This is a genomic window from Geodermatophilus sp. SYSU D00698 (genome assembly GCF_054050335.1).
Window position 1 is genome coordinate 85531 of the sequence record NZ_JBJGZD010000005.1, and the last position, 11569, is coordinate 97099.

The window sequence follows — 11569 nt, forward strand, 5'->3', positions numbered from 1 at the left end:
GCGGCCCCGCCCCGTTCCGGGAGCCCTCATGACCTCACCTGACCGGCCGACCCTCGGGGTGGGCCTCATCGGACACTCCTTCATGGGCGCGGCGCACTCCCAGGCCTGGCGCACCGCCCCCCGCTTCTTCGACCTCCCGCTGCGCCCCGAGCTCACCGTCCTCGCCGGCCGGGACCGGGAACGGGCCACCGACGCCGCCGCCCGCCTGGGCTGGGCCTCGGTGGAGACCGACTGGCGGCGGGTCCTCGAGCGCGACGACGTCGGCCTGGTCGACGTCTGCACCCCCGGTGACACCCACGCCGAGATCGCCATCGCGGCGCTGGAGGCCGGCAAGCACGTCCTGTGCGAGAAGCCGCTGGCCAACTCCGTCGCCGAGGCCGAGGCCATGACCGAGGCCGCCGAGCGGGCCGCCGCGCGCGGCGTCCGCTCGATGGTCGGCTTCACCTACCGCCGGGTGCCGGCGATCGGGCTCGCCCGGCAGCTGGTCGCCGAGGGCCGGATCGGCCAGGTGCGCCACGTGCGCGCCCAGTACCTGCAGGACTGGATCGCCGACCCGTCGGCGCCGATGTCGTGGCGGCTGGAGAAGGACAAGGCCGGCTCGGGGGCGCTCGGCGACATCGGCGCGCACATCGTCGACCTCACGCAGTACATCACCGGCGAGACGGTCACCGGCGTCAGCGCCCTGCTCGAGACGTTCGTCAAGGAGCGCCCGCTGCCCGCCGCGGCCGGGTCGCTGTCCGGCGTCGCGGGCGAGGGCACCGGCCGGGTCACCGTCGACGACACCGCGGTGTTCCTCGGCCGGTTCTCCGGCGGCGCGGTGGCCACCTTCGAGGCCACCCGGTTCGCCCTGGGCCGCAAGAACGCCATCCGCATCGAGGTCAACGGCTCCGCCGGCAGCCTGGCCTTCGACTTCGAGGACATGAACGTCCTGGAGTTCTTCGACGGCGGCGAGCCCGCCGAGGTGGCCGGCTTCCGCCGCATCCTCGTGACCGAGCCCGGGCACCCCTACGTGTCGGCCTGGTGGCCGGCCGGGCACGGGCTGGGCTACGAGCACGGCTTCACCCACCAGGTCGTCGACCTGCTCACCGCCATCGCCAAGCAGGAGGACCCCACGCCGTCCTTCGCCGACGGCCTGCAGGTGCAGCGGGTGCTCGAGGCCGTCGAGCGCAGCGCCGCGGCCGACTCCGTGTGGACCCCCGTCCCCGCCTGACCCGAGAGGACACCCCCGACATGCCCCGTCCCGTCACCCTGTTCACCGGCCAGTGGGCCGACCTGCCGTTCGAGGAGGTGGCCCGGCTCGCGTCCGAGTGGGGCTACGACGGCCTGGAGATCGCCTGCTGGGGCGACCACCTCGACGTCGAGCGCGCCGCGAACGACGACTCCTACGTGGAGGAGCGGCTCGCGCTGCTCGACAAGTACGGCCTCAAGGTCTGGGCCATCTCCAACCACCTCAACGGCCAGGCCGTCTGCGACGACCCGATCGACGAGCGCCACCGCGACATCGTCAACAAGCGGGTCTGGGGCGACGGCGACCCCGAGGGCGTGCGGCAGCGCGCCGCCGAGGAGATGAAGCTGACCGCCCGCGCGGCGGCCAAGCTCGGAGTGAAGACCGTCGTCGGGTTCACCGGGTCGAAGATCTGGAAGGCCGTGGCGATGTTCCCGCCGGCCCCGGCCTCGATGATCGAGGACGGCTACGCCGACTTCGCCGCCCGCTGGAACCCGATCCTCGACGTCTTCGACGAGGTCGGCGTCCGGTTCGCCCACGAGGTGCACCCGTCGGAGATCGCCTACGACTACTGGACGACGGTCCGCACCCTCGAGGCGATCGGCCACCGCGAGGCGTTCGGCCTCAACTGGGACCCCAGCCACTTCGTCTGGCAGGACCTCGACCCGGTCTCGTTCATCTGGGACTTCAAGGACCGGATCTACCACGTCGACTGCAAGGACGCGAAGCGCCAGGTGGGCAACGGCCGCAACGGCCGGATGGGCTCGCACCTGCCGTGGGCCGACCCGCGGCGCGGCTGGGACTTCGTCTCCACCGGCCACGGCGACGTCCCGTGGGAGGCATCCTTCCGGATGCTCAACACGATCGGCTACGACGGGCCGATCTCGGTGGAGTGGGAGGACGCCGGCATGGACCGCCTGGTCGGTGCCCCCGAGGCGCTCGCCTTCGTCCGCCGGCTCGCGTTCGACCCGCCGGCCGCGGCGTTCGACGCCGCGTTCTCGTCCCAGGGCTGAGCGACCCGGCGGTGGACGGGCGGGACCGCCCGTCCACCGCCGGCCTCAGCGGCCGGTGCGCCGGCGGGTGAGGCCGGCCAGCACGACGAGCACGACGACGGCGGCGGCCTCCACCCAGAACGACTCCCACCACAGGGTCGCCTCGGTGGTCTCGACGAAGTCGAAGAGCCCCACCGTCGTCGACACGACCAGCGCGGCCAGCGACCCGGCCGCGAACGCGGCCCCCAGCACGGCCGCCCAGGTCACCAGGCGCGCCGGCGCGGCGAGCAGGAGCAGTGCGCCGCCGAACCCGAGCACGGTCTGCACCAGGAACGCCGGGCCGATGACGTCGATGCCGCTGTAGCCCTGCTGCCACAGGTAGGCGTGGATGACGGCGATCGCCGCCAGCAGCGCGGCGCCCACGAGCCGCAGCACCCCGATCGCGACGCCGCCGCGCGAGGAGCGCGTCGCGGTGTGCCCGCTCATGCCGCGACCGTCACGTCGGTCGCCATGCCCATGGCCCGGTGGTTGCCGATCGAGCAGTAGAAGACGTACTCGCCCGCCTCGAGGGTGACCGTCAGCGTGGTCGACTCGCCCGGTCCGATGGTGTCGCTCGCGGCGACGTCCTGCCCGTCCCGCTCGACGACCAGGTCGTGGGTGGCGTTGCCCTCGTTGACCACCTCGATGGTGTACTCGCCGGGGGCGAGCGAGCTCTCCGAGAGGTCGATGTACATCTCGCCCTCGGTGGCGGTGACGCTCCGCGCCTCGACCGGCGCGGTGGTGCTCCCGGACGCGGTGCTCCCCGGCGCGGTGCTGCTCGCGGCGGCGCTCTCCTGCGGGGCGCTCGAGGAGGGTGCGCTCTCCGTGTGCTCGGCCTCGGCGTGCTCGCTGGTCGTGGCGGCGGCGGCGGGATCACCGCCGCCGCCGCCGTCCGAGCAGGCACTGAGCAGGCCGACGCCCAGGGCGACGACCAGCGGTACGACACGTCGGGTGGGCTGGGACACACGGACCTCCTCGGAGCCGACGGTGGGCCCGCTCCGGCGACGGCCCACCGCAGGCCCGCGATACTGCAACGCTGCCCCCACTCCCCGTAACCCCTTCCCGCCTCCGCTCAGGACGGGGACGCCACGGCACCCACCCGCCGGCACCAGGCCGCCACGGTGGCCAGCACCTCGGCGTCCACGGGTCGGCGCAGCTCGCCGCGGTAGGCGCGCAGGGACGCCGGCCCCGGCTGGCGGCGCAGCGTGTGCGTGAGGTCGGGGACGAGCAGGGTCTCCACCGGGCCGGGGACCGTCGCCGCGATCGTCCCCAGGTCCGCCGGGGGCACCTGCAGGTCCTTCGCCCCGGTCACTGCGAGCACCGGCACGGTCAGCCGGGCGAGGTCGGTGCGCGGGTCGTGGTCGAGGAACTCGCGGTGCCAGCGCGCGTTGAGCCGCGCCCCGCCGATCCGGGCGACGTCGGTGGTCGTCGCCCGGAGGCGCTCGTGGTTGGCGGCCACCTTCCGCTCCAGGTCGGTGCGCAGGAGCCGGAGCAGGCCCCGGACCGGCGCGGGCAGGGTCGGCCCGATCTGCCGGGCCTGCCAGCGGAGCAGCTCGTCGCCGGGCGTCGCGGAGCCGGCGAGCAGGACCACCCCGGCCACCGGGACGCCGCGGGCGGCGACCGCCGCGGCGAGCAGCGCGCCCTCGCTGTGGCCGGCCAGCACGATCCGCCCGGGGTCCACCTCGGGCCGGGCGGCCAGGGCGTCGCGCGCCCGGGCGAGGTCGTCGACGGCGTCGTGCAGCCCGGCCCGCCGCCAGTCGCCGGGCGTGCCACCGACGCCGCGCTTGTCGTACCGCAGGGACGCGAGACCGCCCTCGGCGAGCGCGTGCGCCAGCTCGCGGGTGACGCCGAACCGGGCGCGCCGGTGGTCGGAGTCGCGGTCCAGCGGGCCGGAGCCCGGCGCGAGCAGCACGGCGGGGACGGGGCCGGGCGCGTCGGGGAGGGTGAGCGTGCCGGCCAGCGGGGGCTCGCCGGGCACGGTCACCGGCAGCTCGCGCGGACTCATCGGGGAGTGCCCGACAGCGCCGCGACGACGGCCGCGGCGTCGTCGACGGTCACCAGGACGGTGTCGAAGCGCTGACCGGTCAGCTCCAGGCGCACGGCCGCCCCGCGCCGGACGCTCACGAACGTCCTCCCGCCCCGCCGGCGCCAGGTGCCGATCTTGCGCACACCGGGCAGGCCGAGCCCGGGGGCGCGCAGGCCGCCGGCGGCGGCCAGCCCGTCGGGGACGACCTCGGCCGAGCGCACCGCGGACAGCGGGACCTCGAGGTCGCGCAGCAGGCCGAGCACCTTCTCGGTCGGGGTGAGGGTGATCCGCAGGGTCTGGGGTGTCGTCGTCACGGTCGCCATGGAATGATCATTCCCAACAATGAGACCGTTGTCAATCATGAGAGAGGTCGAGCGCGTGGCGTCTGCGGACCTGCTGCTCCACCCGGTGCGCCTGCGCGTGGTGCAGGCCCTGCTGGGCGACCGGAGCCTGACCACCGGCGAGCTGCACGCCGAGCTGCCCGACGTCCCGGTGGCCACGCTGTACCGGCACGTCGGCGTGCTCGCCGAGGCCGGCGTGCTGGAGGTCGTGGGGGAGCGCCGGGTGCGGGGCAGCACCGAGCGCACCTACCGGCTGGTGACCGCCGCGGCCTCCGTCGGGCCGGAGGAGGCGGCGGGCATGACGCCCGAGCAGCACCGCCGCGCCTTCGACACCTTCGTCGCGGCGCTGCTCGCGGACTTCGACCGATGGGTCGACGCCGGTGCCGCCGCCCCGGACGGGCTCGATCCCGCCCGGGACGGCGTGGGCTACCGGATGACCGGGCTGTGGCTGGACGACGAGGAGTTCGCCGGCCTGCTCGACGACGTGCGCGGCGTGCTCCGCGCGCGCCTGGAGAACGCCCCGCGCGAGGGACGCCGTCGCCGGCTGGTCGGCACGGTGTTCCTGCCGGGGGAGTGAGGGGCTAGGCGGCCCGGGCGGCCCTCCGCTCGGCCCGGCGCTCGGCCTTCGACACCCGCGCGTTGGCCCTGGCCAGGGTCTTCGCGGCCCGCTGCACCCGGCGCGACCCGCGGTCCACGGTGCCCCGGGTGAGCAGGCCGACGCCGATGCCGAGCAGCCACACGTCCTTGGCGACGGTGAGGCCCTGCTCGGTCGGGGCCAGGCTGCCCTCCTTGCGCATGCCGGGTGTGCGCAGGTAGAGGCCGAGCAGGCCGCCGGCGAACCCGGTGAGCAGGGCGCCGGCCAGCGCCGTGGGCACGAACGGCGTCAGCAGTGCGGCGCCGACCGCGATCTCCGCCGTCGACAGCGCCTGGACGAACTGCCGCGGCTCGACGTCCTTGAGGAACGGGTACGTGCCGGAGGCGAAGCCGTGCAGGCCGGCGGCGGTCTGCTCGTCGGCGCCGCGCTTGCCCAGCCCGCTGTTGAGGATGAACGCACCGGCCGAGATCCGCGGGCCGATCTCGGACAGGGTGATGGGCAGGGCCATCGGGCACCTCGCAGGGTCGTCGGGGACGGTCGGGACGACTCTTCCCGACCGTCCCCGACGTGACACCCCGGGGTCAGCGGCCCCCGCGCCGGGAGCGGCCGCTGAACGACGCCGCCGAGTGCGTGCCGGCGCGGGCGGCGAGCTCCGCGCGCGTGCGCGCCGGACCCTGCGCGCTGCGGGCCTGGGTGGTGCGCGTCTGGGCACGGCTCCCGGCCGCCTTCGCGGTCGTCGCGGGAGCCGCGGAGCCTCCGGCGGAGCGCCGGCGCCGGCCGCCGCCCTGGCCCTGCGGCTGGGGAGCCGGGGCGGGGGCGGGCTCGACGTGCGGCGCGGCCGGACCGGTGAGCGCGGTGATCTGCTCCGCGCCCGGGCGCACCTGCGTCACGACCGGCGTGATGCCGGCCTGGCGGGCCAGGGTGCGCACCTCGGCGGCCTGGTCGGGCGTCGAGACCGTGACGACGGTGCCGCCGGCGCCGGCGCGCGCGGTGCGCCCGGACCGGTGCAGGTACGCCTTGTGCTCGGCCGGCGGGTCGACGTGCACGACCAGCGTGACGTCGTCGACGTGGATGCCGCGCGCGGCGATGTCGGTCGCGCAGAGCACCCGGGTGCCACCGGTGCTGAACGCCTCGAGGTTGCGCTCGCGGGCGTTCTGGCTGAGGTTGCCGTGCAGGTCGACGGCCGGGGTGCCCGCGGCGGTCAGCTGCCTGGCGAGCTTCTTGGCCTGGTGCTTGGTCCGGGTGAACAGGACGCTGCGGCCCAGGCCCGAGGCGAGCTGGCGCACCACCTCGGCCTTGTCGGCGGCGCTGACCTGGAACACGTGGTGGGTCATCGTCGCGACCGGCGCGACGGCGGGGTCCACCGAGTGGGTCACCGGCTGCGAGAGGTAGCGCTTGACCAGCACGTCGACGCCGTTGTCCAGCGTGGCCGAGAACAGCATCCGCTGGCCGACCTTCGGGGTGCGGTCGAGCAGCCGCTTGACGCCGGGCAGGAAGCCGAGGTCGGCCATGTGGTCGGCCTCGTCGAGCACGGTCACCTCGACGGCGGACAGGTCGGCGTGCCCCTGCCCGATGAGGTCCTCGAGCCGGCCGGGGCAGGCGATGAGCACGTCGATGCCGGCGGCCAGCGCCTGCACCTGCGGGTTCTGGCCCACGCCGCCGAAGACGACGGTGGAGCGCAGGCCGAGGGCGGTGGCCAGCGGCTCGACCGTGGCCAGCACCTGGTTGGCGAGCTCGCGGGTCGGCACGAGCACCAGCGCGCGCGGCTTGCGGGCCTGGCGGCGGGTGGTCGAGGTGGCGAGCCGGGCGACCAGCGGGAGGGCGAAGGCGATGGTCTTGCCCGAGCCGGTCCGGCCGCGGCCGAGCACGTCGCGGCCGGCGAGCGAGTCGGGCAGCGTCGCGACCTGGATCGGGAACGGCGCGGTGATGCCGCTGGCGGTGAGCACCTCGACCAGCGGGGCGGGCACGCCGAGCTCGGCGAAGGTGGCGTCGGTGGGGAGCACGGTGGCGACGTCGCCGGCCGGGATCTCCTGCGGCTGGGGCTGCGGCTGCGTGGTCGCGGCGGGGGTGGGGGTGCTGCCGGCGCCGCGGCCGCGGCCGCCGCGACGGCGGCGGGGCCGGGACGTGCCGGCGGGCGTGGGGGCTTGCTGGGAGGTCATGGGTTCCTCGGTGGTACTCGGGTCGCCGTCCTCGACCACCGCACGCGGGCGCACGCCGGCCCCGTCTGCGGGGCGGGTCGCGCCGTGGGCGACGTCGGACAGCCGGGCGCGCCTCCGTGGCGCTGCACCAGCCCGACGTCGAGTCCTGCAGCTCCGGATGAGCGAGGGCGGCGCCGGTATGCCCCACTCAACCAGACGCGGCGGCCGATCCTGCCGTGGGCGGGGGAGTCGCGTGTCACACCGCCGTGCGGCCGGCCCCGCGGTAGGTGCGGCGGTAGGCGCCGGGCGAGACCCCGATCGCCGCGCGCAGGTGCGCGCGCAGCGACGCCGGCGTGCCGAACCCGGCGTCGGCGGCGACCCGGTCGACGGGGGCGTCGGTGGACTCCAGCAGCCGGCGGGCCAGCGCGATCCGCTGCCCGGCGAGCCACCGCTGCGGCGACACCCCGGTCTCGTCGCGGAACCGCCGGGTGAAGGTGCGCACGCTCATCCGCGCGTGGGCGGCCAGGTCCGCGAGGGTCAGCGGCTCGCCGAGGTGCTCGAGCGCCCAGGCGCGGGTGGGCGCGGTCCCGGCCTCGCCGGCCTCGGGCAGCGGCCGCTCGACGAACTGCGACTGCCCGCCCTCCCGCCACGGCGCGACGACGTTGCGCCGCGCCACCCGGTTGGCCACCTCGCTGCCGTGGTCGCGCCGCACCAGGTGCAGCAGCAGGTCGATGCCCGCGGCGACGCCGGCGGAGGTGAGCACGTCCCCGTCGTCGACGAAGAGGACGTCGGGGTCGAGCCGGACGGCGGGGAAGGTGCGGCGGAACTGCTCGGCGTCGCGCCAGTGCGTGGCGGCCGGCCGGCCGTCGAGCAGGCCGGCCGCGGCGAGCACCGAGGACCCGGTGCAGATCGACACCATCCGCGCCCGTGCGGCCGCCCCGCGCAGGGCGTCGCGCAGGTCGTCGGGGATCCGGCCCTCGACGACGGCGGGGCCGCCCATGATCCCCGGGACGACGACCGTGTCCGCCTCCGCGAGGACCGACCCGTCGTGGTCGGGCAGCACGGAGAAGCCGTCGGCCGTGCGCACCGGCCGCCCGTCGAGGGTGGCCACCCGCACCCGGTACAGGGGCCGGCCGTGCGCGTCCTCGGCCAGGCCGAGCAGGCGGTGGGGCAGCCCGAGCTCGAGGCCGACGACGCGGTCGACGGCGACGACGACCACCTCGTGGACGGCCGTGTCCCGGCTGGGTGTCATGGCCGGATCCTTGCACGTGTTGACCGGCGGGCCACTGGTCCGGGAGGCGGACCGTCGGTCATGCTCTCCGCCCGTGAGGACGACCGTGCCCCGCCGGACCGCGCGCATCCACCCCGCCTGGTGGGTGGCCGCGGTGACGTTCCTGGCGCTGGTCGGGGCCGCGGCCTTCCGCGCCGTGCCCGGGGTGCTCATCGACCCGCTGCGTGAGGAGTTCGGCTGGTCGGTGTCGACGATCTCCGCCGCCGTCGCGGTGAACATGGCGCTGTACGGGCTGACCGCGCCGTTCGCCGCCGCGCTCATGGAGCGGTTCGGCATCCGCCGCGTCGTCGTCGGGGCGCTGCTGCTCACCGCGCTCGGCAGCGGGCTGACCGTGTTCATGACGGCGAGCTGGCAGCTGGTGCTGCTGTGGGGGTTCGCGGTCGGGCTGGGCACCGGGTCGATGGCGCTCTCGCTGGTGGCCACGGTGACCGGCCGCTGGTTCGTCGCCCGGCGCGGGCTGGTCAGCGGCATCCTCACCGCCGGCGGCGCGACCGGGCAGCTGGTGTTCCTGCCGGTCGTCGCGGCGGTCGCGCAGACCGGTGGCGGCTGGCGGGCGGCGTCGCTGGGCACCACGGCCGCCGCGCTCGCCGTCGTCCCGCTGGTGGCCTGGCTGCTGCGCGACCGCCCGCGCGACGTCGGCGCGGTGCCCTACGGCGGGACCGCCGCCGACGACGCCGAGCCGGTGCGCACCGGTGCCGCGCGCACCGCCGTCCGCGGGCTGCTCGACGCCGCGCGCACCCGGCCGTTCTGGCTGCTGGCCGCGGGCTTCTTCATCTGCGGCGCCTCGACCAACGGGCTGGTGCAGCCGCACTTCATCCCGGCCGCGCACGACCACGGCATGCCGGTGACGACGGCGGCGTCGCTGCTCGCCGTCGTCGGGATCTTCGACATCGCCGGGACCGTGCTGTCCGGCTGGCTCACCGACCGCACCGACCCGCGGGTGCTGCTGCTGGCCTACTACGCGCTGCGCGGGTTCTCGCTGTTCCTGCTGCCGCCCCTGTTCGGGCCGGACCTGCACGTCAGCATGGTCGCGTTCATCGTCTTCTACGGCCTGGACTGGGTGGCCACCGTGCCGCCGACGCTGGCGCTGTGCCGCGAGCACTTCGGCCCGCGGGCGCCGGTGGTGTTCGGCTGGGTGTTCGCCTCGCACCAGGTGGGGTCGGCGGTGGCCGCGTTCGGCGGCGGCGTGGTCCGCGACGTGACCGGCTCGTACGACCTCGCCTGGTTCGGCGCCGGCGCGCTGTGCCTGGTGGCCGCGGCGCTGTCGATCTCCATCCGCCGCGCCCGCTCCGCGTCGTCCGACGTCGGCCTCCCGCCGACGCCGACGCAGGCCGCGGCCGGCCAGGCGCACGGCTGAGGGTCCGGGGCAGTCAGCCGCCGGGGCCGGGGACGGAGTGCGCAGCGCAGGGCCCGTGGTGGCACGGCGTCGCCGCCGGGGAGAACAGCGCCGACGAGCAGACCGCGACGCCGCAGAGCACGAGCGCGAAGCCGACCGGCCGGACGAGCCGTGCGCCCCAGCGGGTGGTCTTCTCGGCGACCATGACGGCGGTGAGGCCGAGCATCCAGGCCAGGCTGCCCGCGCCGGTGACCAGCAGGAGCAGCATCAGCGCCCAGCAGCAGCCCAGGCACCACAGGCCGGCCCGGACGCCGAGCCGGGCGGCGCCGCCGAACCCGCGGCGGTAGTGCTGCCACAGGAACGACGCCGGGGACCGGCAGGTGGTCAGGCAGGCCTCCTTGAAGCGGCTGAACTGGTAGCCCCCGGCCAGGAGCAGGGCCGCACCCAGGACCAGCCCGTCGCGGGCCGCCAGCCACGGCCACACCGCCACCGGCCACTGGAGCCCCCAGGCCGCGGCCAGGGCCACCGGCGCGACCGCGACCCAGGTCGCCAGGTAGCCGGTGTAGAGGCCGCCCCGGGTCAGGTGCGGGCGGGCCGCGCGGGTACTGACCACCGCGAAGAGCCGGGCGAGCGGCACCAGGGTGGGCAGCATCATCGCGCCGAGCATCACCGTCCAGGCGGCCAGGAAGACGGCGACCTGCGCCGGCCAGGGCAGGCCGGCGTCCACGGGTGCGTGCGCGTGCGCGGCCCCCGACGTGAGGACCAGTGCCAGCGTGCCCGCCCAGCACGCACCGGCCACACCCCACAGGAGCAGCGCCGGGTCGTGGCGGAGGCGGGCCGCGGGTGTCGTCCGTGGCGCCGTCGCCGTCATGCCGGCTCAGCCGGTGAACCGGAAGTGGCCCTGGATGGCGTTCCTGCCGGAGACGTCGACGTCGGGCCGGCCCAGCACCTGCCCGGCCTGCCGGTAGACGGTGGCCTTGCCGGGGAAGGCCGGGGAGCCGGGGATGGTGCTGAACACCGTCTCGGTCAGCGTGGTCGTCCGGCCGGTGGCGCCCTGGAACGGGGCGAGCCGGGCCTCCACGACGTCCCCGATGCGCAGCATGCCGGCGCCCTTCTCGACGGTGAAGGTCAGCGGGGCCCTCTGCACCGAGACGACGTCACCGATCAGCGCGGCGAGGTCGGCGACGGGGCCGCCGAGCTGCCCGGTGAACACGTCGAGGAGCGCCTGCTGCTGCTCGTCGGTGCAGCGGTCGTCTACGAAGAGGGCGACGCGCCAGTTCCCGGCCAGCACGTTGCCGGGGATGTGGGTGACCGACGCCAGCGCCCGGTCGGAGACGTCGACCCCGCGCACCGTTCCGGAGTCGACGTACCAGGCCAGCGACGAGTCGCAGACCCCTCCGTCGGGGTTCTCCCCGACCCAGCAGGGACAGATGGCCTCACACGTGCACACCTCCAGGAGGCGGCCCTCGAGGGTGTAGGTCGTGCCCTCTTCGGTCAGGGCGGTCGCGGTCATGGGAGTCCCCTAGCGCGCCGGGTCAGCGGGCACGCTCATCGCAGCACCGCCGGGTCGGCGTCGGCAGGGTCGC

At 75.9% G+C, this 11569-nt stretch carries 13 protein-coding genes; 4 read left to right on the forward strand and 9 right to left on the reverse strand.

The features are described 5' to 3' along the window. The first annotated feature begins 28 nt into the window (after positions 1–28). A complete protein-coding gene (locus ACI8AB_RS06440) occupies positions 29–1210 on the forward strand; it encodes a Gfo/Idh/MocA family protein (RefSeq protein ID WP_456949413.1) in 1182 nt (393 codons plus the stop codon). A 20-nt stretch (positions 1211–1230) separates the two neighbouring features. Further along, positions 1231–2238, forward strand: a complete 1008-nt coding sequence (locus tag ACI8AB_RS06445) for a sugar phosphate isomerase/epimerase family protein (protein WP_387992809.1) — start codon at positions 1231–1233, stop codon at positions 2236–2238. A 45-nt stretch (positions 2239–2283) separates the two neighbouring features. Here the strand turns inward: ACI8AB_RS06445 and ACI8AB_RS06450 are convergent, their stop codons facing one another. From ACI8AB_RS06450 to ACI8AB_RS06465, 4 genes are all read right to left on the reverse strand, one after another. Further along, positions 2284–2703, reverse strand: coding sequence for a hypothetical protein (locus tag ACI8AB_RS06450; RefSeq protein ID WP_456949414.1), 420 nt, complete (start codon positions 2701–2703; stop codon positions 2284–2286). Next, positions 2700–3221, reverse strand: a complete 522-nt coding sequence (locus tag ACI8AB_RS06455) for a cupredoxin domain-containing protein (RefSeq protein WP_456949415.1) — start codon at positions 3219–3221, stop codon at positions 2700–2702. The genes ACI8AB_RS06450 and ACI8AB_RS06455 overlap by 4 nt, the downstream gene beginning before the upstream one ends. 107 nt (positions 3222–3328) lie before the next feature. Next, the gene (locus ACI8AB_RS06460) at positions 3329–4261 is read right to left on the reverse strand and encodes an alpha/beta hydrolase family protein (protein ID WP_456949416.1); all 933 of its coding nucleotides are present in this window, start codon (positions 4259–4261) and stop codon (positions 3329–3331) included. Then, entirely contained in the window at positions 4258–4596 is a 339-nt protein-coding gene (locus ACI8AB_RS06465; protein WP_387992821.1) for a hypothetical protein, read from the reverse strand. Before ACI8AB_RS06465 ends, ACI8AB_RS06460 begins: the two co-directional genes overlap by 4 nt. Positions 4597–4660: 64 nt before the next feature. Between ACI8AB_RS06465 and ACI8AB_RS06470 the strand changes: the two genes are divergently transcribed. After that, entirely contained in the window at positions 4661–5200 is a 540-nt protein-coding gene (locus tag ACI8AB_RS06470; RefSeq protein ID WP_456949417.1) for a helix-turn-helix domain-containing protein, read from the forward strand. Between the two features lie 4 nt (positions 5201–5204). Here the strand turns inward: ACI8AB_RS06470 and ACI8AB_RS06475 are convergent, their stop codons facing one another. The 3 genes from ACI8AB_RS06475 to ACI8AB_RS06485 form a co-directional block, all read right to left on the reverse strand. After that, a complete protein-coding gene (locus ACI8AB_RS06475) occupies positions 5205–5726 on the reverse strand; it encodes a hypothetical protein (protein WP_387992827.1) in 522 nt (173 codons plus the stop codon). Between the two features lie 73 nt (positions 5727–5799). After that, on the reverse strand, positions 5800–7377 hold the full coding sequence (locus ACI8AB_RS06480) for a DEAD/DEAH box helicase (RefSeq protein ID WP_456949418.1): 1578 nt from the start codon (positions 7375–7377) through the stop codon (positions 5800–5802). A gap of 235 nt (positions 7378–7612) precedes the next feature. After that, positions 7613–8608, reverse strand: a complete 996-nt coding sequence (locus ACI8AB_RS06485) for a GlxA family transcriptional regulator (protein ID WP_456949419.1) — start codon at positions 8606–8608, stop codon at positions 7613–7615. Positions 8609–8681: 73 nt separating this feature from the next. Here ACI8AB_RS06485 and ACI8AB_RS06490 point away from each other — a divergent pair, with 73 nt between their 5' ends. After that, positions 8682–10004: an MFS transporter gene (locus ACI8AB_RS06490; protein WP_456949420.1), complete on the forward strand. Its 1323-nt coding sequence runs from the start codon at positions 8682–8684 to the stop codon at positions 10002–10004. A gap of 13 nt (positions 10005–10017) precedes the next feature. On the opposite strand, the gene ACI8AB_RS06495 is transcribed toward ACI8AB_RS06490, so the two are convergent. Both ACI8AB_RS06495 and ACI8AB_RS06500 read right to left on the reverse strand, forming a co-directional pair. Further along, complete coding sequence (locus ACI8AB_RS06495) at positions 10018–10854, reverse strand: DUF2182 domain-containing protein (protein ID WP_456949421.1); 837 nt, start codon at positions 10852–10854, stop codon at positions 10018–10020. A 6-nt stretch (positions 10855–10860) separates the two neighbouring features. Continuing rightward, positions 10861–11496 carry a DUF1326 domain-containing protein gene (locus ACI8AB_RS06500; protein ID WP_456949422.1) on the reverse strand — a complete coding sequence of 212 codons (636 nt, stop codon included), beginning with the start codon at positions 11494–11496 and terminating at the stop codon, positions 10861–10863. Positions 11497–11569 lie beyond the last annotated feature (73 nt).